This is a genomic window from Streptomyces sp. NPDC002795 (assembly GCF_042888725.1).
GTDB lineage: Bacteria > Actinomycetota > Actinomycetes > Streptomycetales > Streptomycetaceae > Streptomyces.
In genome coordinates this window covers 181,105-206,051 of sequence record NZ_JBIAQB010000006.1, presented here as the reverse complement: position 1 = coordinate 206,051, position 24,947 = coordinate 181,105, and the positions used below count along the sequence as shown (strand labels likewise).

Below are 24,947 nucleotides of genomic sequence, written 5' to 3'. Positions count from 1 at the left end.
CCCCTTGGCACGGTTCACTTTGACGTGAACCGCGCCAAGGGGACGGCAGACGATACAGCGCCTACTACGCGATCGCCTCGTTGTTCATCTTGCGCGTCGAGACGACCTGGTCGACCAGGCCGTACGCGAGCGCGTCCTCGGCCGTGAGGATCTTGTCGCGCTCGATGTCGTCACGGATCTTCTCGATCGGCGTCGTCGAGTGCTTGGCCAGCATGTCTTCCAGCTGGGCACGCATACGCATGATCTCGTTGGCCGCGATCTCCAGGTCGGAGAGCTGCTCACGGCCGGTGCCACCGGAGGGCTGGTGGATCAGCACGCGCGCGTTGGTAAGCGCCATGCGCTTGCCGGGCGTACCGGCGGCCAGCAGGACGGCGGCCGCGGAGGCGGCCTGGCCCATGCAGACCGTCTGGATGTCCGGCTTCACGAACTGCATCGTGTCGTAGATGGCCGTGAGGGCCGTGAACGAGCCGCCGGGGCTGTTGATGTAGATGGAGATGTCGCGGTCCGGGTCCATCGACTCCAGGCACAGCAGCTGCGCCATGACGTCGTTGGCCGACGCGTCGTCGATCTGCACGCCGAGGAAGATGATGCGCTCCTCGAAGAGCTTCGCGTACGGGTCGTACTCACGCACGCCCTGCGAGGTGCGCTCGACGAAGCGCGGCACCACGTAGCGGTTGTCGACCTGCGGGCCCGTGTACAGGCCGCTGCCGGGGAAGTTGTTCATCTTCGGTGTTCCGTCCTGGTGAGGGGGGCTGGGGTGGCTGTGCCGGCGTGATCGCGAGGATCAGGCGCCGGTGCCGCCGCCGCCCGGAACGCCCGTAGCGGCAGTGATGATCTCGTCGATGAGGCCGTACTCCTTGGCCTCGTCGGTGGTGAACCAGCGGTCACGGTCACCGTCACGGATGATCGTCTCGACGCTCTGGCCCGAGTGCCGCGCGGTGATCTCGGCCATGCGCTTCTTCGTGCGCAGCAGGTACTCGGCCTGGATCTTCACGTCCGACGCGGTACCACCGATACCGGCGGAGCCCTGGTGCATCAGGATGTCGGTGTGCGGCAGCGCGAAGCGCTTGCCCTCCGAGCCGCCGGTCAGCAGGAACTGGCCCATGGAGGCGGCCATGCCCATGCCGATGGTGACGACGTCGTTCGGGATGTACTGCATGGTGTCGTAGATCGCCATACCTGCCGTCACCGAGCCACCGGGGCTGTTGATGTACAGGAAGATGTCCTTGTCCGGGTCGGCGGCAAGGAGCAGCATCTGTGCGGTGATCTTGTTCGCGATGTCGTCGTCGACCTGCTGGCCGAGGAAGACGATGCGCTCGCCGAGCAGCCGGTTGTAGACATGGTCGCCGAGGCCACCACCGATGGACGGCTCGCCTGCGGCGGAAGGCATCAGATTCGTCACGGATCCACCTGCTCGTCTCTGACGGCTACGCGCCGTCTCGCGTCTTTAGCTGGGGCCGGGGGCCGTGTTCGGACTCCCCTGCCCTCCTCTTCATGGACCCTAACGCGCGGCCCCCTCCGGGGAATCCCGCGAGTGGAACTGTTCGCTGTGAGCGCAGGTTCGCTCCGCTCCTGTTCCGGGAGGCTGGGCGCGGCTCCCCAGGGGCGCGGCGCGGGGAACTGCGCAATCCCCGCACATGACCGCAGGCGGCCACAGAAGCTCAGGGACAACGCGTCTCGCGCCCCACCGGGGCTGGGCGCGCAGTTCCCCGCGCCCCTAAAAGCAGGCCCCCGGAACCTCACGGTTCCGGGGGCCTCAGTCACGTTCCTGAGCGGAGCGCTTACTTGTCCTCGGCCTCAGCGGCCTCGGTGGACTCGGCGGCGGCCTCGGTGGCCTCCTCCGTCTCCTCCTCGTCGTCCGAGAGGTCGACGATCTCGCCGTTGGTGTCCTTGACGGTGGCGGCCTCGACGACCACGGCAAGGGCCTTTCCGCGGGCGACCTCGCCGACCAGCATCGGGACCTGGCCACCCTCGACGACGGCCTGGGCGAACTGGTCGGGGGACATGCCGGAGGAGGCGGCGCGGCGCATGAGGTGCTCGGTGAGCTCCTCCTGGCTGACGTTCAGCTTCTCCTTGTTGACGAGCTCGTCGAGGACGAACTGCGTCTTGATGCCCTTGACGGCCTGCTCGCTCGTCTCGGCGTCGAACTCCTCGACCGTCTTGCCCTGGATCTCGAGGAACTTCTCGAGGTTCAGGCCCATCTGGCCGAGCTGGTGGTTCTCGAGGTTGTGCTTGCGGGTCTGGACCTCGTCCTCGAGCAGCTTCTCCGGGACGGGGACCTCGACCAGCTCGAGCAGCTTCTCCAGGACGCGCTCCTGGGCCTGCGTGGCCTGGTCGTTCAGCTTCTGGTTCTCGAGGCGCTTGCGGCTGTCGGCCTTCAGCTCGTCGAGGGTGTCGAACTCGGAGGCGAGCTGCGCGAACTCGTCGTCCAGCTCCGGCAGTTCACGCTTGGCGACCTGGCTCACCTTGACGGTGACCTCGGCGTCCTTGCCCTCGGCGGAGCCGCCCTTGAGCTCGGAGGTGAAGGTGGCCTTGCCACCGGCCTCCAGGCCCTTGACGGCGTCGTCGATGCCGTCGAGGAGCTCGCCCGAGCCGATGGTGTACGAGACACCGGAGGCGACGCCGTCCTCGAGGACCTCGCCCTCGACCTTGGCCTCCAGGTCGATCGTCACGACGTCGCCGTCCTCGGCGGCGCGCTCGACCGGCGCGGTGGAGGCGAAGCGGTCGCGCAGCTGCTCGACCGCCTTGTCGATGTCCTCTTCGGTGACCTCGGTGGCGTCGACCTCGACCTCGATGCCGGAGTAGTCCGGGATCTCGATCGTCGGGCGCACATCGACCTCAGCGGTGAAGTTCAGCGTCTCGCCGTCCTTCAGGTCCGTGATGTCGACCTCGGGCTGGCCGAGGACGTTGAGCTCCGCCTCGTTGACGGCCTCGGTGTAGAACTTCGGGAGCGCGTCATTGACGGCCTCCTCGAGCACCGCGCCGCGACCGAACCGCTGGTCGATGACGCGGGCCGGGATCTTGCCCTTGCGGAAGCCCTTCACCGTGACCTGCTGATTGATCTTCTTGTACGCCGCGTCGAGGCTGTCCTTGAGCTCCTCGAAGGGCACCTCAATGCTGAGCCGAACCCGGGTCGGGTTCAGGGTCTCGACGGCGCTCTTCACGGTGGGTCTCCTTGGGGGCTGACTTCTGGGATCGTGCCCGGCTTAAAGAGACACACGGGCATGCAGCTTGCATAGTAACGGCACGCCGCTGCGGACCCACAATGCGATCTTGGAGAGCTCCGGTGCGGTCTCGCGACCTGCGCCCGAACGCTGGTCGGGGTGGCGGGATTTGAACCCACGGCCTTCCGCTCCCAAAGCGGACGCGCTACCAAGCTGCGCCACACCCCGTCGGTGCGACACGTAGGGTACATGCCCGCAGGCAGTGCGGCTCCCGCACTGCGGGCCACCGAAAGAGGGTGTGCACTCGGCGCCCTCGACCCGCTACGATGCCTGCGTACCGCGGTCACCGACCTGCGGTGCGGCTGTGCGGGCGTAGCTCAATGGTAGAGCCCTAGTCTTCCAAACTAGCTACGCGGGTTCGATTCCCGTCGCCCGCTCTCGGTAAAAGCCTCCGGCCCGGATCCACTCCTCGTGGACCGGGCCGGAGGCATTTTCGCGGGCCTCCGCCGGGCGTCCTGGTCGCGGCTTCAGAAATGGATCGCGCTGACACTGTCCGCGACCGAGTTGAGGAAGTTGTTGATCGCAGGCGCCATTCCGGTCGATGCGAGGAAGAAGCCGAAGAGCACCGCGACTATGGCGGGTCCCGCCTTGATCGAGCCGCCGCGCATGAGGACGACGAGAACGATCGCCAACAACAGCACCACTGACAGCGAAATGGCCACACTGATCACACCCTAGGTCGGTCCCGCTCTCCCGGCCCGGGGGGTGCAGCCCCACCCCCCGCCAGAACCATCGTGCCACCAACCCGGCACCTCTATGCGGCGCGTGACGCATCGTCGGCCACGTACCCGCGGGTTTCGGCTTGATCGTTTCTATCGCCCCGGCCGCCCCGCGCGCCCGCCGCCCGCGCGGCCTGCAGGCTTTCCCTCGGTTTCCCCTTGGTTTGCACACAGGAAAATCAAGGAAATGCAATGTCCAATTACTGGCCAAGCACTACCGGACGAATCGGTCATTTCACCAAGGGCGGGCAAATCGATGGGGCACAACCGCACAAACTCCATGCCGACTTCCGCACAAACGGGGTACCTGGAAACGCCAAGGAGGAATCGAGTTGGGGGTTTTACGGAATCCCAGCGGCCCCACTAAGGTGCCTCAGATGTTCCACGCTGCCATCATCCCCACTGGCGCAGTGCGGCCCCCCGCGATCTTCCCGAGTTCCCGGCGGGAGGGCCTGTGACCAACTCGCTGCACCCGCAGGGCTCGCACCGCACCCCGCTGCCCCAGGCCGCGCGGCCCGCGGCAGAAGTCGCTCCCCAGCAGAAACCGGCCCCCGCTCCGGCCGACACCCCCAAGCCCAAACAGCGCGACGCGTTCTTCGACAACGCCAAATACCTGGCCATCGTCTTCGTCGCGATGGGCCACTCCTGGGAACCCCTGACGGGCGGCAGCCGTACCGCCGAAGCGCTGTACGAGATCGTCTACACGTTCCACATGCCGGCGTTCATCATCATCTCCGGCTATTTCTCGCGCAGCTTCGACATGCGGCCCGACCGGCTGCGGCGCCTCATCACCGGTGTCGCCGTGCCGTACGTGATCTTCGAGGTCGCGTACAGCATCTTCAAGAAGTACGCGGACGACGACCCCACGCATCCGGTCAGCCTGCTCGACCCGTGGTTCTTGACCTGGTTCCTCGTCGCGCTGTTCATCTGGCGGCTCACCACGCCGCTGTGGAAGATCGTCCGTTGGCCGATCCCGCTCTCCATCGCGATCGCCGTGCTCGCGTCGGTCTCCCCCGACATCGGCGACGACCTGGACCTTCAGCGCGTACTGCAGTTCCTGCCGTTCTTCGTACTCGGGCTGTTCCTGAAGCCCGAGCACTTCCAGCTCGTGCGGCGGCGTGAGGTGCGGATCCTGTCCGTGCCGATCGCGGCGTGCGCCTTCCTGCTCGCCTACTGGGCGGCTCCGCGCATGACGTCGGTGTGGTTCTACCACCGCGACAGCGCGCAGGAGCTGGGCGTTCCGTGGTGGGTCGGTGTCGTCATGACGCTCGCCCTGTTCGGCTGCTCGATCGTGCTCACGGCGTGCTTCTTCGCGTGGGTGCCGGGCCGTAGGACGTGGTTCACGGTGCTCGGCGCCGGGACGCTGTACGGCTATCTGCTGCACGGGTTCCTGGCGAAGGGTTCGCGGTTCTGGGGCTGGTTCGACGCGGACTGGATCCACACGCCGTACGGCGAGGTCGCCGTCACGCTCGTCGCGGGCGCGGTCGTCACCGCGCTGTGTACGCCACCGGTGCAGCGGGCCTTCCGTTTCGCCATGGAGCCGAAGATGCCGTGGGCGTTCAAGAGGGACGCCACCGAGACGGCGCGGGCCAGGCAGCGCGCCTGACGCGTACTTCTTCCTTATCAGTCGATTCCGGGTCGGCTCGTCGAGAACGGCGAGGCGGCCCGGATCTGTGTTGTGGGCCGGGTCGGCCTCCTTGACCAGGCGGGCGCCTGGGGTCGCGAGGATGGTGCGCGCGTACGTCTCCGGGCGCTCGCCTCCGCGCTTGGTCAGCGCGCGGACGACCGCCTTCGCCCTTGCCGGGAGCGGGGCCGCGTCCAGCCACTCCTCCGTGAGCGCGTCGTCCTCGATCGCGTCGCCCGCTTGTCCTTCTGGCCTTCGTGGGCCTGCCTCGCAAGGGCCTCGACCTCCGTCGGCGTGAGCATGCCGGCGGCCCTCTCACGGAGCTCCGGGCTCGGCCCTCAGGTCCTTTGGTAAGCTAAGTATTGACGTTTTCTTGACGCTCTCTTGACCAAAGCCTCTGGTCGGTCCTGACCACCGGGCTTCAAGACCAAGGAGGAACGGGCCCATCGGACACGCGGACACCTTGATCGCCATGGGCGGCGCCTTTCTCGCGGCAGCCGTCCTCGCCCGCCTGGGAGGGCGGATAGGCCTCCCCACCATTCCCCTGTTCATCCTGGCCGGGATCCTGCTCGGCCCCCATACGCCGGGCGTCGTGCTGCTCTCCGACCCGCACGACCTGGAGATGCTCTCCGCCCTCGGCCTCGTACTGCTGCTCTTCTATCTCGGCCTCGAGTTCCACATGGACGACCTGAAGACGGGCGGCCGCAAGATGGCCGTCGCCGGAGGGACGTACCTCGCGCTGAACGTCGGCGCCGGCCTCGGTTTCGGATTCGCCCTCGGCTGGGGCACATCCGAAGCTCTGGTCCTCGCCGGGGTGCTCGGCATCTCGTCGTCCGCGATCGTCACGAAAGTCCTCGTGGACACCGGCCGGCTCGGGAACCCCGAGACCAAGCCGATCCTCGGGATCATCGTGGTCGAGGACATCTTCCTCGCCCTGTACCTGGCCGCACTGCAACCGATCCTGTCCGGCGCCGACTCCCTGTCGGCCGCCGTGCTCGACGGCGGCAAGGCCTTCGGGTTCCTGCTGCTGCTCGCGCTCGCGGCGCGCTTCGGGACGCGGATCATCGGCAAGCTCTTCAACACCAAGGACGACGAGCTGCTCGTCATCTCCTTCCTCGGCACCGCCGTGTTCGTGGCCGGGGTCTCCGAGTGGTTCGGGGTCGCCGACGCCATCGGGGCGTTCATGGTCGGCCTGATGCTCGGCTCGACCGCCTCCGGCGAGCGGATCCGCACGCTGGTGCACCCGCTGCGGGACGCCTTCGGAGCGATCTTCTTCTTCGGGTTCGGGCTCTCCATCGACCCCGGTGACCTGCCGAGCGTGGTGTGGCCCGTGCTCGCCGCGGTCGCGCTGACGCTCGTCATGAACGTCCTCGCGGGGATCGGCGGAGCGAAGATCTACGGGTTCGGGGCCGGGCCCGCGGCGAACATCTCGACCACGCTGCTGGCGCGCGGCGAGTTCGCTCTGATCCTCGCCACGATGGCCGCGGGGGCGGGGCTCGACGAACGCCTGTCGCCGTTCATCGCGGGATACGTCCTGCTGCTCGCGGTGCTCGGGCCGATGGCCGCGGGCCGCTCCGAGTGGCTGGCCCGGATCCTGCCGATCAAGGAGAAGTCGCCGGTGCTCGACGAGCCACGGGTCAGCGCGGGGGTGTAGGTCCTGCCTCTTACGCGTCCCGGCAGATCAGCAGCAGAGCCCGGTCGTCGTTGACGTCCTTGGCGACCGCCTCGATGAGGTGCCACGCCGCGCCGTGGAAGCCGCCGGTCACATACCGGTCGGCTTCCCCGGTGAGGCGGTCGATGCCCTCGCTGATGTCCCGCTCGGAGGTCTCGACGAGGCCGTCCGTGAACAGCATCAGCACGTCACCGGGGCGCAGCGTGCCCTTCGTGGCGTCGAATTCCGCCCCGTCGTAGACGCCGAGGAGCGGGCCCTCGGCCGCCTTCTCCTCCCAGCGCCCGGTGCCCGCGCTGAGCTGGAGGCCCGGCGGGTGGCCCGCGGAGTACAGCTCGTAGTCCCCTGATTCGAGATCGAGGACGAGGTGGATCGAGGTCGCGAAGCCCTCGTCCCAGTCCTGACGCAGCAGATAGCCGTTGGCCGCGGGCAGGAAGGCGTGCGGCGGCAGCGAGCCGAGCAGTCCGCTGAAGGCACCGGCCAGCAGCAGCGCCCGCGAGGCCGCGTCCATCCCCTTGCCGGACACGTCCGTGAGGACGACCTCCAGCGTGCGGCCGTTGTTCGTACGGGCCGCCACCACGAAGTCCCCGGAGAACGACTGGCCGCCCGCCGGACGCAGCGCCATCTCGCGGTGCCAGCCCAGCGGCAGCTTGGGCAGCCGGCTCTGCGTACGGATCCGCTCGCGCAGGTCGAAGAGCATCGTTCCGCCACGCCGCCAGGGCACGCCGACCCGGCTGCGGAACTGGGCGATGAGCAGGCCGAAGAACCCGCACGCCGCGACCGTGAGCACCGTGCCGGGCGTGACCCCGGCCGAGCGCTGCGTGTAGGGGCCGAGCTGGAACGATTCCACGATCAGCGCCGCGGCCGCCGCCGCGTAGAGACCGAGCAGGCTGGCCGGGCGCAGCAGCAGGCCGCCCGCGACGATCGGCAGGACGAGGACGGCGGGCGCGCACCACACCGGGTTGAGGATGGTGGCGAAGGCGATCACCGGGATGGTGATGAGCAGCCCGACGAGCGCGATCCAGTCCGAGCCGTCACCGCGGAAGTAGTCCACTCCGGATTTGCGCACGGCTGTGCGGACCCGGTGCACACGCATCCTCATCCGGGCCGGAAACGTGTCGGCCTCCGCGCGCTGTCCGCGCCCGCGCCGCTCTCGTCGTACCGCCATTGTTCGTGGACCCTATCCACCGGGTCGGGACCTGTGCACGGGAGGTCCCACTTGTCCCCCTTTCCGGGCACGTCCGTCAGCCCCGGTACACGCGGTAAATTCCCTCGCCCGCCGCTGCCCGCCCTGGTAGGGATGGCGTATGGCGACGGATCTGCGCACGGTGCGGGACAGCGAGTGGGACGACTGGTACGGGAAGCTGGAGCGGGCCTTCGGCGGAGTGGCCGAGTCACCCGAGGAGCGCGGGTTCTACCGGGAGCTGACCGACCTGGACCGCTCGCTCGGGGTGTGGGACGGGGCCGAGTGCGTGGGCACGGCGGGCGCCTTCCCGTTCCGCGTCGCGGTGCCCGGCGGGGCGTTCGTGGCGGCGGCGGGCGTGACCATGGTCAGCGTCGCCGCGACGCACCGCAGGCGCGGCATCCTGACCGAGATGATGCGCCGTCAACTCGACGACGTACGACGGTGGGGCGAGCCCCTCGCGGTGCTCACGGCGTCCGAACCCGTGATCTACGGGCGGTTCGGCTACGGCACCGGCACCCGCAAGGCCACGGTGCGCATCGAGTCCCGGCAGGTACGGATCGACGCGCCCGCCGAGGCGGACCAGGTGCGGCTGCGGTACGTGGGGGTGGCGGAGGGCGCCGAGCGGTGCGAGTCGGTGTATCTGCGGACCGTGGGGACGCGGCCCGGGATGCTCGCCCGGCTGCCCGGCTGGGAGCGGTTGCCGCTGCTCGACCCGGAGCAGGAGCGGAGCGGGACGTCGCCGCTCCAGTGCGTCGTGGCCGAACTGGACGGCGAGACCGTGGGGTTCGCGCGTTTCCATGTGAAGCCGGAGTCCGAGCACGGGGTGGATCGCAGCACCGTCCTGGTGCGGGAGGTGACGGCGGTGGAGCCCGCGGCGTACGCGGCGCTGTGGCGGTTCCTGTGCGCCATGGATCTGACGGAGACCGTGCACTGCTACAACCTGCCGGTGGACGACCCGCTGTTCTCGCTGGTCTCCGACATCCGGCGGTGCGACGTACGGGTGCGTGACTCGATGCACGTACGGCTGGTGGATGTGGGTCAGGCGCTCGAAGCGCGTACGTATCTCAAGCCTGTGGACGTCGTGTTCGAGGTGGCGGACGCCTTCTGCCCCTGGAACGAGGGGCGTTGGCGGCTCACGGGCGACGCGAAGGGCGGCGCGTCCTGCAAGCGGACCGAGGAGCCGGCCGATCTCGCGCTGTCCGTACGGGAGTTGGGCGCGGGCTATCTCGGTGACGTGTCACTGCTCGAACTGGCCGGGGCCGGGCGGGTGCGGGAGCTGCGACAGGGGGCGCTCGCGGAGGCGTCGGTGGCGTTCGGCTCGGCGCTCGCGCCGTGGCTGCCGCACGGGTTCTAGTACGTACCCGGGGGCTGGCAGGTCGGGCACCAGAAGAGGTTGCGGGCGGCCAGTTCCGCTGTGCGGATCTCGGTGCCGCACAGGTGACAGGGCCGGTGCGCGCGCCGGTAGACGTAGACCTCGCCGCCGTGGTCGTCGACGCGCGGGGGCCGGTTCATCGCCTCGGGGGTGTGCTCGGGGCGGACGGTGTCGATGCGGTTGGCGCGGACGCCGTCGTGCATGAGTGCCACCAAGTCGCCCCAGATCGCGGCGAGTTGGGGGGCGGGGAGGTTCTTGCCGGGGGTGTACGGGTCGATGCCGTGCCGGAAGAGGACCTCGGCGCGGTAGACGTTGCCGACGCCCGAGATCACTTTCTGGTCCATGAGGAGCGCGGCGATCGTGGTGCGGCTGCGGGAGATCCGCTCGTACGCCCTGGAGGGGTCCTCGCCCTGGCGCAGCGGGTCCGGGCCGAGGCGGTCGTGTATCGCCTGCTTCTCGGCGTCCGTGATGAGCGCGCAGGTGGTGGGGCCGCGGAGGTCCGCGTAGTGGGCGTCGTTCGCCAGGCGGAGGCGGACGGTGTCCGTGGGGGGTGGGGCGGGGGCGTCGCCGAAGGTGTACTTGCCGAAGAGACCGAGGTGGATGTGGACCCAGTGCTCCGCGCCGAACCGGAGGAAGAGGTGCTTGCCGTGGGCCTCGGTCCCGGTCAGCGGCTGCCCGTCGAGGAGCGCTGCGGCGTCGGAGAACTTGCCCTGGGGGCTGGTCACGGTGGCCGGGCGGCCGGCGAACTTCTCGGCGTGGTCCTGCGCGAGGCGGTGGATGGTGTGGCCCTCGGGCACGCGAGTTCCTTTCGGCCAGCCGTGGTTGACGCCTCGGGGCTCCGCCCCGGACCCCGCGCCTCAATCGCCGGCGGGGCTTGACTGGCCGGCGATTGAGGACAAGCCCGGAGGGGTTCAGTCCTGCTGCGGGTGGTGGGCCGGGATGGCCGGGAGTACGCCCGACGCCTCGTAGGCCGACAGCATGTCGATGCGGCGCTGGTGACGCTCCTCGTTGGAGTACGGCGTCGCCAGGAAGATCTCGACGAACTTCGTCGCCTCCTCCTCCGTGTGCATCCGCCCACCGATGGAGACCACGTTCGCGTTGTTGTGCTCACGGCCGAGCGCAGCGGTCTGCTCGCTCCAGGCGAGGGCCGCACGGACGCCCTTCACCTTGTTCGCGGCGATCTGCTCGCCGTTGCCGGAGCCGCCGATCACGATGCCGAGGGCGTCGGGGTCCGCCGCCGTCCGCTCCGCGGCGCGGAGGCAGAACGGCGGGTAGTCGTCCTGGGCGTCGTAGATGTGGGGCCCGCAGTCGACGGGCTCGTGGCCGTGGGCCTTGAGCCATTCGACCAGGTGGTTCTTGAGTTCGTAGCCGGCATGATCCGAGCCGAGGTACACGCGCATGGGTCCGAGTGTGGCACGACGCCCGCCGGGTAGCCGCCTCCGGGTGCCCGCCGGGGGCGCCGGTCGCGGCCTTGACAACGATCCGGACTCAAAGCTTCCGATCGGGCTCCCCGGTGCGTTGAATGCGGACGCACGTTTACGACCGACGTAAGGATCCGTGCATGACCACGCAGTCGCCCCCCACCACCGGGGCATCATCCGGTACGCCGCCCACCGGCGGCGACGGTGACGGACTCAAGGCGGGGCTGAAGAACCGGCACCTGTCCATGATCGCCATCGGCGGTGTCATCGGAGCCGGTCTGTTCGTCGGCTCCAGCTCCGGCATCGCGGCCGCGGGACCCGCCATCCTCGTCTCGTACGCCCTCGTCGGCGCGATGGTCGTCTTCGTGATGCGGATGCTGGGCGAGATGGCCGCCGCACGGCCCTCCTCCGGCTCCTTCTCCGCCTACGCCGACCAGGCGCTGGGCCGCTGGGCCGGTTTCTCCATCGGCTGGCTCTACTGGTTCTTCTGGGTCGTGGTGCTCGCCGTGGAGGCGACGGCCGGCGCGAAGATCCTCAACGGCTGGATACCGGGCGTCCCGCAGTGGGGGTGGGCGCTGATCGTGATGGTCGTGCTCACCGTCGTGAACCTGGCGGCCGTCGGCTCGTACGGAGAGTTCGAGTTCTGGTTCGCCGGGATCAAGGTCGTCGCGATCGCGGCGTTCGTGATCGTGGGCCTGCTCGCCGTGTTCGGGCTGCTGCCGGGCGCCGACAACCCGGGGTCCGGGCTCGCGCACCTCACCGATTCCGGAGGCTTCTTCCCGAAGGGGCCGGGAGCGATCCTCACCGGTGTGCTGATGGTCGTCTTCTCCTTCATGGGCTCCGAGATCGTCACGCTCGCCGCCGGTGAGTCCGAGAACCCGCAGAAGGCCGTCACCAAGGCCACGAACTCCGTGATCTGGCGCATCGGCATCTTCTACCTGGGCTCGATCTTCGTCGTCCTGACGCTGCTGCCGTGGAACGATCCGTCGATCGTCGACGAGGGGTCCTACGTGGCCGCTCTGAACGCCATCGGCATCCCGCACGCCGGGCAGGTCATGGACGTCATCGTGCTGACGGCCGTGCTGTCGTGCCTCAACTCCGGGCTCTACACCGCTTCCCGTATGGCCTTCTCGCTCGGGCAGCGCGGTGACGCGCCGAAGGCGTTCGCGAAGACCACGTCGCGCGGTGTGCCGCGGGTCGCGATCCTCGGGTCCGTCGTCTTCGGGTTCCTCGCGGTCTGGTTCAACTACCAGTGGCCGGACACCGTCTTCAACTTCCTGCTGAACTCCTCCGGAGCGGTCGCGCTGTTCGTGTGGCTGGTCATCTGTTTCACGCAGTTGAAGATGCGCGGGATGATCCTGCGGGACCAGCCGGAGAAGCTTGTCGTCAAGATGTGGCTGTTCCCGTATCTGACGTGGGCGACGATCGCGATGATCTCGTTCGTGCTGGTGTACATGTTGACGGATGACGCGGGGCGGGAGCAGGTTCTGCTTTCCCTGCTTGTTGCGGCGTTCGTTGTTGGGTTCTCGCTCGTACGCGAGAAGGTGCAGCGGCGGAACGCGTGACTGTTGCGGGGTCCGTGGTTGACGTCTCGGGGCTCTGCCCCGGACCCCGCGCCTCAATCGCCGGCGGGGCTGAATGGGGTGAACGTTGACTTCACCTTTTCGTACGTCGCCCTCGCCCGCTTCTCCGTCTCCGGGCGGTACCACGTGCCCACCTGGAAGGAGCGGCTGCCGCGGTCGAAGCCGAGGAGTTCCGCGTGCCAGCGGGCGCCCTTCAGGGTGAAGAGGTACTCCCAGACCACCGCGGGGCGGCCGCGGAACGTGGTGCGGGTCAGGCGGAGCTTTTTGTAGTCCTGGCCCTGGTGGGCGGCGCGTTCGGACTTCTGCCACGTGGCCAGGAGGTCGTCCTTCGCGAGGGCCGACTGGGCGACGAGCTCCTGGGTGCCGTCCGGTGACGTGTAGTGCACCTCGGACGCCGTCTTCACCACCCGCTCCCAGCCCTTCGGCGGCACCCACGCGTACCCCGCCTCCCGGCGCGCGCCCGCCGGGAGGCTCTCGGTGGGCGGCCGGGACGTGCCCTCGACCGTGGGTGGGCGGGACGTCGTGGGTGTCGAGCCGCCCGCCTGCGGGTCGCCGTCCGGCAGCGTGAGGGCGAGGACCACCGCGAGGGCCACGGTCAGCGCTCCCCCGGTCGCGACGAGGGCCGTCCTGCGGCGGTTCGCCCGCCGGGGCCGCACGGGCGTGGGCTCCGGGCGGCGCAGGCCGATGTCGAGGGTGCGGGTCCTGGGGCGCGGTGCCTGCGGTGGTTCCGGGGAGGTCTCGGCGGGGGTCAGCGCGGCGGTCACCGTGTCGACGTCGGGGCGGTCCTGTGGTTCCTTCGCCAGCAGTCCCGCGAGGAGCGGGGCCAGCCTGCCGGTCCCGGGCGGCAGGCGCGGCTCTTCGTAGAGGACGGCGTGCAGGGTCGCGAGGGTCGTCTCCCTGGAGAACGGCGAGCTGCCGCCGAGGGCCGCGCAGAGCGTCGCCCCGAGGGACCAGAGGTCGGACGGCGGGCCCTGCGGGCGGCCCGAGACCCGCTCCGGCGCCATGTAGTCGGGCGAGCCGACCAGCATGCCGACCATGGTGAGCGCCTTGGCGTCCTGGATCGCGGCGATGCCGAAGTCGGTGAGCATGACGCGGCGCTGTCCCACGCGCTCGATCAGTACGTTGCCGGGCTTGATGTCCCGGTGCAGCACGCCGCCCGCGTGCACTTGGCGCAGCGCCCCGGCCAGGCTCAGTCCGATCCGCGCGACCTCGTCCACCGACAGCGGCCCGTCCTCGACGAGGATCTGCTCCAGGGAGCGGCCGTCGATCAACTCCATGACGATCCACAGGCGTTCGCTCTGGTCGACGACGTCGTAGACGCGCACCACGCCCGGGTGGTCGATGCGGGCGGTGGCGCGGGCCTCGCGCAGCGTCCGCTCGCGGCGGGTGCGGGCGTCCTCGGGGTCGAGCCCGTCGATGCGCATTTCCTTGACGGCGACGCGGCGGTCGAGCATTTCGTCCACCGCGCGCCACACGCGCCCCATTCCGCCCTGGCCTATCGATTCGTCCAGGCGGTAGCGGGACGCCACCAATAACCCCTGGACGCCTCCGCTCGTATTCCCAGGCAATCGACTGCACCCCCGAAACACAATGAAACACAATGCCGACACTTCGCGCCGCCCCAGCATAGTGCGGAGAAATCTTGTGGTACCTCTTCAAGTACCGCGAATTCAGCCGCGGTTGGGGGAAGCTGAAAGACCTAGGGGGACGACGACCATGAGTTCACGACGTCGGATCAAAATCGCCGGGTCGCTGTGCGCGGCCACCGTGACGGCGTTCATGGTGCTGCCGGGCGCCGCGCTCGCGGACCACGGGCCCGGTCACGGCAGCGGTGAGGGCGGAAAGCCGGTGGACGCGGCGCCCTCGGGCGTGAAGTTGACCACGGAGCTGCCGAAGAAGATCTCGGCCGACAACTCGACCGGGCGGACGCAGAATCTGACCGCGAGCGTCAGCAATCAGGGAAGCAAGGGAAGCGGCCGGATAATCCTGGCCGTGGTGGGGTTCGACGGGCTCGTGGTGAAGGACGTTCCGAACTGCACCGCGATACCGGAGAACAAGCTGCCGAAGGGATCCAACAGCGGATTCTCCTGCGCCATGGACAACCTCGGGGCGGGAAAGACCCAGTCGTACAAGGTCGCCGCGACATTCGATCTGGAAAAGACCGGGAAGATCTGTCTTCCGGTGCAGAGCGGGGACACGAAGAAGACGTTCTGGCAGCAGGGCCCGGTGCCGTTCGGCACGACGAGCCCCTCGCCGAACGCGCCCGTCACTCCGCTGCTGCTCGGCACGGAGAACAAGCCGGCCGCCCCCGCGGGCGACAAGGGCGGGGACGGGGACGGTGGCGACGATCAGGAGAACCTGCCGTCGACCGGTGTCGGCGATGCCGCGCTGCCGCTGGGCGCGGTCGGCGCGGCGCTGATCGCCGCCGGCGGGGCGGGCCTGTGGTGGACCCGCCGCGGAGACCCGTCAGAAACGCGCTAGACGGCTACTTGTTGGCGAACTTCCAGGCGGTGGGCAGCGCGCCCATCGCCAGGGCCGCCTTCAGGGCGTCGCCGATCAGGAACGGGGTGAGGCCCGCGGCGATCGCGGCCGTGAGGCTCATGCCGGTGGACAGGGCCAGGTACGGGACGCCGACCGCGTAGACGATGGCCTCGCCGAGCAGGAACGTGCCCGCGGTGCGCAGCATCGAGCGGTCCGCGCCGCGCCGGGCGAGCGCGCCGACGGCGGCCGCGGCCAGCATCAGGCCGATGACGTAGCCGAACGCGGGCATCGACATGCCCGAGCCGCCCTCCGCGAACCACGGCATGCCGGCCATGCCCGCGAGCGCGTAGACGGCGAGCGCGAGGAAGCCGCGGCGGGCGCCGAGCGCGGTGCCGACGAGCAGCGCGGCGAAGGTCTGTCCGGTGACCGGCACGGGCGAGCCCGGGACGGGGAGCGCGATCTGCGCGGCGATGCCGGTGAGGGCGGCGCCGCCCACGACGAGCGCGATGTTCTTCGCGCGGGAGGCGGGGAGGAGGTCGGCCAGGACCTTGCCCGGACGGGCGGTCGTGACAGCGGCGGTGCTCATGGGGACTCCGGTGTCTGTCGAAGGTCCAGAGGACCTTGCGGTCGGGCAGGGAGGGACTTTGTGACGCTATCCCAGGGGAGTTGGGCCGATCACGGTCGCCGGTCGACAAAGGCGCCCACGCCGTGTTGGTGGGCTCTGAACAAACAACGGCGCGTACACCCCGTACAAGGTGATGCTCGTCACTGGGAGAGTCCGTTTTGCGCGTGGAGGCGCTGGAACGGGAGACTGTAGGTTCCCGCCAAACCGCGCACGCCCGCGCGACCCGCACATCCGAGATCGGCTGAAGCCCCATGCAAGACGAACCACTCTCCGCCGGGCTGAAGCAGCGCCACCTCACGATGCTCGGCCTCGGCGGGGTCATCGGCGCGGGTCTGTTCGTCGGTTCGGGGGCCGGTATCGCGGTCGCGGGGCCCGGCATCGTCGTCTCGTACCTGATCGCGGGCTCGCTCGCGATGCTGGTGATGCGGATGCTCGGCGAGATGTCCGCCGCGATGCCCGCGTCCGGTTCCTTCTCGGTGCACGCGGAGCGGGCGCTCGGCCGCTGGGCCGGGTTCAGCGTCGGCTGGCTCTACTGGTTCATGCTCGTGGTGGTGCTCGCCGTCGAGGCGACGGGCGCGGCACAGATCGCGAACGGGTGGGTGCCGGGCGTCCCGCAGTGGGCGTGGGTACTGCTCTTCATGGTCGTGTTCACCGTCGCCAACCTGACGGCGGTGAAGAACTTCGGCGAGTTCGAGTTCTGGTTCGCGGCCCTCAAGGTCTTCGCGATCGTCGCGTTCCTGGTGCTCGGCGCCCTCGCGATCTTCGGCCTGCTCCCCGACACGGATCCGGTCGGCCTGACCCATCTGACCGGTGACGGCGGGTTCCTGCCGCACGGCTGGGAGGGCGTCATCTCCGGAGTGCTCGCGGTCGTCTTCGCGTTCGGCGGCCTGGAGGTCGTCACGATCGCGGCCGCGGAGTCCGAGGACCCGGCCCGCTCGGTGGCGCGCGCGGTGCGCAGCGCGGTGTACCGGATCCTGTTCTTCTACGTCGGGTCGATGCTGGTGATCGTGACGGTGCTGCCCTGGACGGCGCAGAAGGCGGGGATCAGCCCGTACGTCACCGTGCTCGACTCGATCGGCGTCCCGTCGGCGGCGCAGATCATGAACATCGTGGTGTTCGTGGCGCTGCTCTCGGCGCTGAACGCCAACCTCTACGGATCGTCGCGCATGATCTTCTCGCTGGCCGAGCGCGACGAGGCGCCGAAGTCGCTGCTGAAGGTGAGCGGTGGCGGGGTGCCGCGCCGCGCGGTCCTGGCGTCGGTGGCCTTCGGCTTCATCTCGGTCCTGCTCAACCTGGAGTGGCCGGACACGATCTTCCTCTACATGCTCAACTCGGTCGGCGCGGTGCTGCTGTTCGTGTGGGCGCTGATCGCCGTGTCGCAGTTGCGGCTGCGGCGGCGCATCGAGCAGGAGGCCCCGGAGCGCCTCGTGCTGAAGATGTGGGCGTTCCCCTGGCTGACCTGGGTGGCGATCGCCGCGATGGCCGCGGTCTTCGGCCTGATGCTGACCGACGAGGCGGCGCGACCGCAGTTGATGTGGTCGACCGGGGCGACGCTGTTCGTCCTCGCGGTCGCGGGCGTACGGGAGTTGCGCGCGCGGCGTGCCTGAGCTGTACGCACACGTTCACCGAACGTCGACTTGATCATTGCGGCGTGTGAGCGTCGTGTCCGTATACCGGAAAGCTATTCCCTATCAGCGGGCCGCCCGCCCAGACTGTGGCAGTTTTAGCTTCCCTTTACGCCAGGACCGTCACAGCTACTGAACAGGGCACACCCATGTCTCGGACATCAGCGCAGTCCCCTGCAGAGAGTGCGGACGCGCGACCGGGCGACGATCAGGCACCGGCCGAACCGTCGCTGTCGCACGGCCTCAAGCAGCGACATCTTTCCATGATCGCGCTGGGCGGCGTGATCGGCGCCGGCCTCTTCGTGGGCTCCGGCACCGCGATCGCCGCCGCCGGCCCGTCGATCATCCTCGCCTACGCGATATCCGGCGCGCTCGTCATGCTCGTGATGCGCATGCTGGGCGAGATGGCGGCCGCGTACCCGGCGTCCGGATCGTTCTCGGTGCACGCCGAGCGGGGCATCGGGCCGTGGGCCGGATTCACCGCAGGCTGGTCGTTCTGGTTCCTGCTCTGCGTGGCCGTCGGCCTGGAGGGCATCGGCGCGGCCGGCATCGTGCACGGCTGGGTGCCCGGGGTTCCGGAGTGGGCCTGGGTCGCCCTGTTCATGCTGCTGTTCACGGTCACGAACCTGTCGGCCGTGAAGAACTTCGGCGAGTTCGAGTTCTGGTTCGCCGCGCTCAAGGTCGGCGCGATCGTGCTCTTCCTCGTCATCGGCGTCCTGGCCATCCTCGGCGTGCTGCCCGACGCCGAGGCCCCCGGCATGTCGAACCTCACCGGCCACGGCGGCTTCATGCCGAACGGCACGGAGGGGTTGATCGTCGGCCTGCTCGCATCGGTCTTCGCGTACGGCGGTCTGGAGACGGTGACGATCGCCGCCGCCGAGTCGGAGCACCCGGTCCAGGGCGTCGCGAAGGCGGTCCGCACCGCGATGTGGCGCATCGCGCTGTTCTACGTCGGCTCGATGGCGGTCGTCGTGGTCCTCCTGCCCTGGACCGCGAAGGAGATCCCGACCAAGGGACCGTACGTCGCCACGCTCGACCACCTGGGCGTGCCCGCGGCCGGCCAGATCATGAACATCGTCATCCTCGTCGCGCTGCTCTCCGCCATGAACGCCAACATCTACGGCGCCTCGCGCATGGCCAGTTCGCTGGTCGCCCGCGGCATGGGCCCGAAGGCCGTCGGCAGGATCACCAACGGGGTGCCGCGCGTCGCCGTCATGATGTCGGCGGTCTTCGGCTTCGTGTGCGTGCTGCTCAGCTACTGGCGCCCGGACGACGTCTTCGCCTGGCTGCTCAACACCATCGGCGCGATCATCCTCGTCGTCTGGTTCTTCATCGCCGTCTCCCAGCTGGTGCTGCGCCGCAAGCTGGAGCGCGAGGCGCCGGAGAAGCTGGTCGTGAAGATGTGGGCGTACCCCTACCTGACGATCCTCGCGCTCGTCGGCATGGTCGCCGTCTTCGTCCTGATGGCCCGCGAGCACGACACGCGGATCCAGCTGTACTTCTCCGGCGGCCTGGCGGTCATCCTCGCGGTGGTCGGGTACGCGCGGCAGAAGAGGGCCGAGAAGAAGTAGCCGCACCGAGTTCAACGCAGAGGGCCCCCGGACCACTTGGTCCGGGGGCCCTTTCGCTGTGCCCGTTCGTTGCGCCCGACACTCCTGCTGTTAGCCTGCACTTGCAATAGAGTTGCAATAAGCAGTCGGAGGGCACGGAGAGACATGGCCACGTACACGCTTCCTGAGCTTCCGTACGACTACGCGGCGCTTGAGCCGGTCATCAACCCGCAGATCATCGAGCTGCACCACGACAAGCACCACGCGGCGTACGTGAAGGGCGCGAACGACACCCTGGAGCAGCTGGCCGAGGCCCGCGACAAGGAACAGTGGGGCTCCCTCAACGGCCTGGAGAAGAACCTGGCCTTCCACCTCTCCGGCCACATCCTGCACAGCATCTACTGGCACAACATGACCGGTGACGGCGGCGGCGAGCCGCTCGCGGCGGACGGCGTGGGCGAGTTGGCGGACGCGCTCACCGAGTCCTTCGGCTCCTTCGCCGGGTTCAAGGCGCAGCTGACGAAGGCCGCGGCCACCACGCAGGGCTCCGGCTGGGGCGTCCTCGCGTACGAGCCGGTGAGCGGGCGGCTCATCGTCGAGCAGATCTACGACCACCAGGGCAACGTCGGCCAGGGCTCGACCCCGGTCCTCGTCTTCGACGCCTGGGAGCACGCGTTCTACCTGCAGTACAAGAACCAGAAGGTCGACTTCATCGAGGCGATGTGGCGGGTCGTCAACTGGCAGGACGTGGCCAAGCGGTACGCGGCCGCGAAGGAGCGGGCGTACGACCTGCTGCTGGTGCCGTAGCCGGCACGTGATGCGTCCCGCCTCGTGATCGTCTTCTCAACCTTCACGTCGGCGGGCGGAGGAAACGACAGGCCCCCGTGAGGATGTGACTCACGGGGGCCTGTTGGTACGGGGGGTTCCGGTGGAATGTAACCGCATGCTGAAAGCAGAGAACCACGACTGGGACTGCCCCACCTGCCACGGGATGCGCGGCTTCCGTCAGCTCAAGCCCCACGAGGCGGCACACCTGGCCTCGAAGGGCGACAGCTCGGCCGACATCAACAAGACCTGGCGATGCGCCACCCCCGGGTGCCTGTCGCTGCGGCGACACTTGTCGCCGTGGCACGGCAGCCTCCCCGACGACATCGACGGCTAGTCGAAGACCGGGCCCTGCGTACGCGTGCGCTTGATCTCGTAGAAGCCCGGGACCGAGGCGACGAGGAGCGTGCCGTCCCAGAGTTTGGCGGCTTCCTCGCCCTTGGGGGCCGGGGTGACGACCGGGCCGAAGAAGGCGATCTGGTTGCCGTCGGCTCCCGGCACCGCGATGACCGGCGTGCCGACGTCCTGGCCGACCTTGTCGATGCCCTCCTTGTGCGAGGCCCGCAGTTCCGGCTCGTACTTCGTGCCGTCCCAGTGGTCGAGGAGCGAGGCGGGCAGTCCTACCTCGTCGAGCGCGGCGGCGACGGCCTCCTTCGTGGGGCCCTCGCCGCGGTTGTGGATACGGGTGCCGAGCGCCGTGTAGAGGTCACCGAGGACCTCCGCTCCGTGCTCCTGCTCCGCGGCGATGACGACGCGGACCGGGCCCCAGGCCTTGGTCTCCAGAAGCTCGCGGTACTCCTCGGGGAGGTCGTCGAGCTTGTCCTCGTTCAGCACCGCGAGGCTCATCAGGTGCCAGCGGACCTTGATGTCGCGGACCTTCTCGACCTCCAGGACCCAGCGCGACGTCATCCAGGCCCAGGGGCACAGCGGGTCGAACCAGAAGTCGACGGGGGTCTTCTCGTCCGTTGCTGACATGGCTCTCCTCAAGAAGTCACCGGGTGGTCTCGCCTGCGGCAACGCGACCCGCGTCGCGCACATTCCCGGATGTCCGGTGTCGGTGCCGCGTGCGAGGATCGTAGAGGTTCGACCAGTCGAGAACGTCACGAAGGAGTGCCGCCGTGCCCGGTGAGAATCTGTCCCGCGACGAGGCCCGCGAGCGGGCCGGACTGCTGTCCGTCGACGGGTACGAGGTGGCGCTCGACCTGCGCTCCGCGGTCGGCGACTTCGCCGGCGAGGGGCCCCGCACCTTCCGCTCCGTGACCACGATCCGTTTCCGGTCGAACGAGGCGGGGGCGGGTACGTTCGTCGATCTGATCGCGCCGTCCGTGACGGCCGTGTCGCTGAACGGCGAGGACCTCGACCCGGCGGCCGTGTTCGACGGCAGCCGCATCCAGCTGGAGAGCCTCGCCGAGGACAACGAGCTGGTGGTCGACGCCCAGTGCGCCTTCTCCCGCACCGGCGAGGGCATGCACCGCTTCGTCGACCCCGAGGACGGCGAGGTCTACCTCTACACGCAGTACGAGCCGGCCGACGCGCGGCGCGTGTTCGCGAACTTCGAGCAGCCCGACCTGAAGGCGCCGTACCGGTTCAGCGTGCGGGCCCCCGAGGGCTGGACCGCGTGGTCGAACGGCGCGGGTGAACTGGCCGACGGTGTCTGGCAGTTCGCGGAGACCAAGCCGATCTCGACGTACATCACGGCGGTCGTCGCCGGGCCGTACCACTACGTGACGGAACTCTACGAGCGGACCTTCGACGACGGGTCGAAGCTCGTCGTCCCGCTCGGCGCGATGTGCCGCAAGGGGCTCGCGCCGTACTTCGACGCGGACGACGTGTTCGAAGTGACCAAGCAGGGGCTCGACTTCTTCCACGACAACTTCGACTACCCGTACCCATTCGGGAAGTACGACCAGGCCTTCGTGCCGGAGTACAACCTGGGCGCCATGGAGAACCCGGGGATGGTGACCTTCCGCGAGGAGTTCATCTTCCGCGGGAAGGTCACGCAGGCGTCCTACGAGCGCCGCGCGAACGTGATCCTGCACGAGATGGCCCACATGTGGTTCGGCGACCTCGTCACCATGCGCTGGTGGGACGACCTGTGGCTGAAGGAGTCCTTCGCGGACTTCATGGGCGCGTTCTCGATGGTGGAGGCGACGCGGTTCACGGACGGCTGGATCACCTTCGCCAACAACCGGAAGTCGTGGGCGTACCGCGCGGACCAGCTGCCGAGCACGCATCCGATCACGGCCGACATCCGGGACCTGGAGGACGCGAAGCTCAACTTCGACGGCATCACGTACGCGAAGGGCGCCTCCGTACTGAAGCAGCTCGTCGCGTACGTCGGGCGGGACGCGTTCCTCGAAGGCGCGCGGCGGTACTTCAAGCGGCACGCCTACGGGAACACCGAGCTTGCCGATCTGCTCTCCGCGCTGGAGGAGACGAGCGGGCGCGACCTGGCCACCTGGTCGCGGTCCTGGCTGCAGACCGCGGGCCTCAACTCCCTCACCCCGCAGGTCACGTTGAACGCCGAGGGGCGGATCACCGAGCTGGCCGTGGTGCAGGAGGCCGTCGAGTCGCACCCTGAACTGCGGCCGCACCGGGTGGCCGTGGGCCTGTACCGGCGTTCGGCCGGCGGCGCGGTCGAGCGGTACGCGCGCGCCGAGGTGGACGTGGACGGGCCGCGGACGGTCGTGGGCGAGCTGGCCGGGGCCGAGGCTCCCGAGCTGGTGCTGGTCAACGACGACGACCTCACGTACTGCAAGATCCGCTTCGACGAGAACTCCCTTGCGACGCTGCGCGAGCGCCTCGGGGACGTCTCCGACCCGCTGGCGCGGGCCCTGTGCTGGTCGGCGCTGTGGAACGCGACGCGGGACGCGTTGATGCCCGCGCGTGACTTCATCGATCTCGTGCTGCGGTTCGCGGGGCGCGAGTCCGACATCGGGGTGCTCCAGACGCTGCACGCGTGGACGCGTTCCGCGCTCGTGCACTACGCGGTGCCCGAGTGGCGCGAGACCGGCGGGCGGCTGCTCGCCGAGGGGGCGCTCAAGGAGCTGCGGATCGCGGAGCCGGGGAGCCAGCACCAGTTGACGTGGGCGCGGTTCTTCGGCGCGGTCGCCTCCAGCGAGGCCGATCTGCAGTTGCTGCGGGGGCTGTTGGACGTATCCGGTGGCGCGAAGATCGACGGGCTCGACGTCGACCAGGAGCTCCGGTGGGCGTTCCTGGAGACACTCGCGACGTACGGGGCCGCGGACGAGGGCGTACTGGCGGCGGAGCTGGCGCGGGACGACACCGCCTCCGGCAAGCGGCACCAGGTGCGGTGCCTCGCGGCGCGTCCCTCGGAGGCCGTGAAGGCGCAGGCCTGGGCGCAGGTCGTGGAGTCGGACGCGCTGAGCAACGCGCTGGTGGAGGCCACCATTTCGGGGTTCCAGCAGCCGTCGCAGCGGGCGCTCACCGCGGGGTACGCGGAGAAGTACTTCGCGGTGATCGAGCGGGTGTGGGGGGAGCGGTCGATCCAGATCGGGATGGATGTGGTGCGGGGGCTGTTCCCCGGGTTGCAGGACTCGCGGGCGACGCTGGACGCGACGGATGCGTGGCTCTCCGAGCATGGGCAGGCAGCGCCTGCGTTGCGGCGGCTTGTGCTTGAGGCGAGGGATGATTTGGCGCGGGCCCTGCGGGGGCAGGCGTGTGACCGGGTTGCGGCCGGGTAGCCGGGGCTCGGCTCCCCCGTCGTCTCGCGCCGCACCGTGGTTTCGGGGCTCTGCCCCGGGCCCCGCTGCTCAAGCGCCGCAGGGCTTAAATTGTGGTGGTGTTACTGAATGCTGGCAATCGGGGCCGTAACCCGGCGTTCGCCAGCGCCTTTCGGCAGGTTGGGGTGTCGGCTTTAGGGCGACGATGTCCGGAGTTTCCTACGGGGGTGTAACAGGGGTTAGCGGGGGTGTTCCGGGCGGGAACGTCCGGGTCATGAACCGCAACATCCCCGCCCCGCTGTCGCCCCGCCCCCTGCGTCACCTCGCCCAGAACCAGCGGCAGTTGATGAGCGCCGCACAGTTGAAGGCGCACGGCGTGGGCGCCGCCGCCACATCGGAGCAGTGCCGGGCCGGCGGGTCCTGGCAACAGTTGCTGCCGGGTGTGTATCTGCTGCACCCCGGCCCGCCCAGCGACGAGGAGCGGCTGCACGCCGTGCTGCTGTACTCGGGGCGGGCGCCCGAGCGGCGCGGCCGCCCGGACGGCGTGCCCGCGCAGCACACCCCCGACCGCGCGCCGTACTCCGACACCATGGTCACCGGGCTCGCGGCCCTCGCGCTGCACGGCTTCTCCGCCGCTCCCCCGCTGTCCTCGCTCGACCACATCGACGTGCTGGTACCGCGTACCCGGCGGCTGCGCTCCACCGCCTTCGCGCGGCTGATCCGGACCACTGGACTGCCGACTCCCGTACAGCTTCGGGGAGTTCCGGTCGTCCCCGTGCCGCGGGCCCTCGCCGACGCGGTGGCCCGGCTGTCCGACGCGGGCGCCGTACGACGGCTGCTCACCGAGGCCGTGCGGGGCGGACACTGCGAACCTGCCGCCGTCGTACGGGAGTTGTCGCAGGCGCGGCTGCTGACCAGGCCGCACGTCGTCGACGCCGTCGACTCGCTGCTCGCCGAGGGGCGGACCATCGCCGAGGACCGGCTGTACGCGATGGTGCGCGAGCACGCGCTGCCCGACCCCGTGTGGAACGTGGATCTGCGGCTGCCCGGCGGCCCGCACCTCGGCGGCGTCGACGCCTTCTGGCCCGACCACGCCGTCGCCCTGGAGCTGGACACCCGGGCGCCGCGCCACGGCCTTTCGCAGGACGGCGACGCGCTCTGGGGCGAGTACGCCCGTAGGCGCGAGCACCTGGAGCGGCTCGGGGTCACCGTCGTGCACATCTCCCCGAAGAAGCTGCGCGAGTCGATCGAGCAGCAGGCCGCGATCGTGCGGACCGCGTTGATGGCTTCGGGTGACCGGGACCCGGCGGCGTACGTCGTGGTGCTGCCCCGCTGAAGACCCTCGTCGCCGCCGTGGCGG

At 69.3% G+C, this 24,947-nt stretch carries 21 protein-coding genes, 2 tRNA genes and 1 pseudogene; 12 read left to right on the top strand and 12 right to left on the bottom strand.

The window, feature by feature from the left end:
- Window positions 1-64: 64 nt before the first annotated feature.
- The 4 genes from ACFYWS_RS19675 to ACFYWS_RS19660 all read right to left on the bottom strand — a co-directional run bounded on the left by ACFYWS_RS19675 (window position 65) and on the right by ACFYWS_RS19660 (window position 3,392).
- Window positions 65-724, bottom strand: a complete 660-nt coding sequence (locus ACFYWS_RS19675) for an ATP-dependent Clp protease proteolytic subunit (RefSeq protein ID WP_326022560.1) — start codon at window positions 722-724, stop codon at window positions 65-67.
- 60 nt (window positions 725-784) lie between these two features.
- The gene (locus ACFYWS_RS19670; RefSeq protein WP_389278838.1) at window positions 785-1,390 is read right to left on the bottom strand and encodes an ATP-dependent Clp protease proteolytic subunit; all 606 of its coding nucleotides are present in this window, start codon (window positions 1,388-1,390) and stop codon (window positions 785-787) included.
- 391 nt (window positions 1,391-1,781) lie between these two features.
- Window positions 1,782-3,164 carry a trigger factor gene (gene tig, locus ACFYWS_RS19665; protein WP_389277862.1) on the bottom strand — a complete coding sequence of 461 codons (1,383 nt, stop codon included), beginning with the start codon at window positions 3,162-3,164 and terminating at the stop codon, window positions 1,782-1,784.
- 151 nt (window positions 3,165-3,315) lie between these two features.
- A tRNA-Pro gene (locus ACFYWS_RS19660) sits at window positions 3,316-3,392 on the bottom strand.
- Window positions 3,393-3,530: 138 nt separating this feature from the next.
- Between ACFYWS_RS19660 and ACFYWS_RS19655 the strand changes: the two genes are divergently transcribed.
- A tRNA-Gly gene (locus tag ACFYWS_RS19655) sits at window positions 3,531-3,601 on the top strand.
- A 90-nt stretch (window positions 3,602-3,691) separates the two neighbouring features.
- Here ACFYWS_RS19655 and ACFYWS_RS19650 read toward each other — a convergent pair.
- The gene (locus tag ACFYWS_RS19650; protein WP_326022563.1) at window positions 3,692-3,886 is read right to left on the bottom strand and encodes a hypothetical protein; all 195 of its coding nucleotides are present in this window, start codon (window positions 3,884-3,886) and stop codon (window positions 3,692-3,694) included.
- 511 nt (window positions 3,887-4,397) lie between these two features.
- On the opposite strand from ACFYWS_RS19650, the gene ACFYWS_RS19645 reads away from it, so the two are divergent.
- Window positions 4,398-5,549: an acyltransferase family protein gene (locus ACFYWS_RS19645; RefSeq protein WP_389277858.1), complete on the top strand. Its 1,152-nt coding sequence runs from the start codon at window positions 4,398-4,400 to the stop codon at window positions 5,547-5,549.
- On the opposite strand, the pseudogene ACFYWS_RS19640 reads toward ACFYWS_RS19645, so the two are convergent.
- Window positions 5,532-5,869, bottom strand: a pseudogene (locus ACFYWS_RS19640) (phosphohydrolase); the annotation flags it as partial. The gene ACFYWS_RS19645 and the pseudogene ACFYWS_RS19640 sit on opposite strands and share 18 nt — an antisense overlap.
- Before the next feature lie 170 nt (window positions 5,870-6,039).
- On the opposite strand from ACFYWS_RS19640, the gene ACFYWS_RS19635 reads away from it, so the two are divergent.
- Complete coding sequence (locus ACFYWS_RS19635; RefSeq protein ID WP_389277855.1) at window positions 6,040-7,221, top strand: cation:proton antiporter; 1,182 nt, start codon at window positions 6,040-6,042, stop codon at window positions 7,219-7,221.
- A 10-nt stretch (window positions 7,222-7,231) separates the two neighbouring features.
- Here the strand turns inward: ACFYWS_RS19635 and ACFYWS_RS19630 are convergent, their stop codons facing one another.
- Window positions 7,232-8,404 carry a PP2C family protein-serine/threonine phosphatase gene (locus tag ACFYWS_RS19630; RefSeq protein WP_389277852.1) on the bottom strand — a complete coding sequence of 391 codons (1,173 nt, stop codon included), beginning with the start codon at window positions 8,402-8,404 and terminating at the stop codon, window positions 7,232-7,234.
- Between the two features lie 139 nt (window positions 8,405-8,543).
- On the opposite strand from ACFYWS_RS19630, the gene ACFYWS_RS19625 reads away from it, so the two are divergent.
- Complete coding sequence (locus ACFYWS_RS19625; RefSeq protein WP_389277849.1) at window positions 8,544-9,776, top strand: GNAT family N-acetyltransferase; 1,233 nt, start codon at window positions 8,544-8,546, stop codon at window positions 9,774-9,776.
- Here ACFYWS_RS19625 and ACFYWS_RS19620 read toward each other — a convergent pair.
- Together ACFYWS_RS19620 and ACFYWS_RS19615 are read right to left on the bottom strand one after the other, a co-directional pair.
- Window positions 9,773-10,591, bottom strand: a complete 819-nt coding sequence (locus ACFYWS_RS19620; protein WP_389277846.1) for an Fpg/Nei family DNA glycosylase — start codon at window positions 10,589-10,591, stop codon at window positions 9,773-9,775. The genes ACFYWS_RS19625 and ACFYWS_RS19620 overlap by 4 nt on opposite strands.
- A 114-nt stretch (window positions 10,592-10,705) precedes the next feature.
- Window positions 10,706-11,194, bottom strand: coding sequence for a ribose-5-phosphate isomerase (locus ACFYWS_RS19615; protein WP_389277843.1), 489 nt, complete (start codon window positions 11,192-11,194; stop codon window positions 10,706-10,708).
- A 161-nt stretch (window positions 11,195-11,355) separates the two neighbouring features.
- Here ACFYWS_RS19615 and ACFYWS_RS19610 point away from each other — a divergent pair, with 161 nt between their 5' ends.
- Window positions 11,356-12,780: an amino acid permease gene (locus ACFYWS_RS19610; protein WP_389277840.1), complete on the top strand. Its 1,425-nt coding sequence runs from the start codon at window positions 11,356-11,358 to the stop codon at window positions 12,778-12,780.
- A 53-nt stretch (window positions 12,781-12,833) separates the two neighbouring features.
- On the opposite strand, the gene ACFYWS_RS19605 is transcribed toward ACFYWS_RS19610, so the two are convergent.
- The gene (locus ACFYWS_RS19605; protein ID WP_389277837.1) at window positions 12,834-14,330 is read right to left on the bottom strand and encodes a protein kinase; all 1,497 of its coding nucleotides are present in this window, start codon (window positions 14,328-14,330) and stop codon (window positions 12,834-12,836) included.
- 184 nt (window positions 14,331-14,514) lie between these two features.
- Here ACFYWS_RS19605 and ACFYWS_RS19600 point away from each other — a divergent pair, with 184 nt between their 5' ends.
- Complete coding sequence (locus tag ACFYWS_RS19600; protein ID WP_389277834.1) at window positions 14,515-15,279, top strand: LPXTG cell wall anchor domain-containing protein; 765 nt, start codon at window positions 14,515-14,517, stop codon at window positions 15,277-15,279.
- 4 nt (window positions 15,280-15,283) lie between these two features.
- On the opposite strand, the gene ACFYWS_RS19595 is transcribed toward ACFYWS_RS19600, so the two are convergent.
- The gene (locus ACFYWS_RS19595; RefSeq protein WP_389277831.1) at window positions 15,284-15,865 is read right to left on the bottom strand and encodes a biotin transporter BioY; all 582 of its coding nucleotides are present in this window, start codon (window positions 15,863-15,865) and stop codon (window positions 15,284-15,286) included.
- A gap of 290 nt (window positions 15,866-16,155) precedes the next feature.
- On the opposite strand from ACFYWS_RS19595, the gene ACFYWS_RS19590 reads away from it, so the two are divergent.
- From ACFYWS_RS19590 to ACFYWS_RS19575, 4 genes are all read left to right on the top strand, one after another.
- Window positions 16,156-17,511, top strand: a complete 1,356-nt coding sequence (locus ACFYWS_RS19590) for an amino acid permease (RefSeq protein ID WP_389277828.1) — start codon at window positions 16,156-16,158, stop codon at window positions 17,509-17,511.
- Window positions 17,512-17,678: 167 nt separating this feature from the next.
- Complete coding sequence (locus tag ACFYWS_RS19585; RefSeq protein WP_389277825.1) at window positions 17,679-19,100, top strand: amino acid permease; 1,422 nt, start codon at window positions 17,679-17,681, stop codon at window positions 19,098-19,100.
- 144 nt (window positions 19,101-19,244) lie between these two features.
- Complete coding sequence (locus tag ACFYWS_RS19580) at window positions 19,245-19,886, top strand: superoxide dismutase (protein WP_389277822.1); 642 nt, start codon at window positions 19,245-19,247, stop codon at window positions 19,884-19,886.
- A 136-nt stretch (window positions 19,887-20,022) separates the two neighbouring features.
- Window positions 20,023-20,241, top strand: coding sequence for a hypothetical protein (locus ACFYWS_RS19575; protein WP_389277819.1), 219 nt, complete (start codon window positions 20,023-20,025; stop codon window positions 20,239-20,241).
- On the opposite strand, the gene ACFYWS_RS19570 is transcribed toward ACFYWS_RS19575, so the two are convergent.
- Window positions 20,238-20,879 carry a DsbA family protein gene (locus tag ACFYWS_RS19570; RefSeq protein WP_389277816.1) on the bottom strand — a complete coding sequence of 214 codons (642 nt, stop codon included), beginning with the start codon at window positions 20,877-20,879 and terminating at the stop codon, window positions 20,238-20,240. The two genes, ACFYWS_RS19575 and ACFYWS_RS19570, sit on opposite strands and share 4 nt — an antisense overlap.
- 143 nt (window positions 20,880-21,022) lie before the next feature.
- On the opposite strand from ACFYWS_RS19570, the gene pepN reads away from it, so the two are divergent.
- Together pepN and ACFYWS_RS19560 are read left to right on the top strand one after the other, a co-directional pair.
- Window positions 21,023-23,608 carry an aminopeptidase N gene (pepN, locus tag ACFYWS_RS19565; RefSeq protein ID WP_389277813.1) on the top strand — a complete coding sequence of 862 codons (2,586 nt, stop codon included), beginning with the start codon at window positions 21,023-21,025 and terminating at the stop codon, window positions 23,606-23,608.
- A gap of 253 nt (window positions 23,609-23,861) precedes the next feature.
- Window positions 23,862-24,923, top strand: a complete 1,062-nt coding sequence (locus tag ACFYWS_RS19560; protein WP_389277810.1) for a hypothetical protein — start codon at window positions 23,862-23,864, stop codon at window positions 24,921-24,923.
- The last annotated feature ends 24 nt before the right edge of the window (window positions 24,924-24,947 follow it).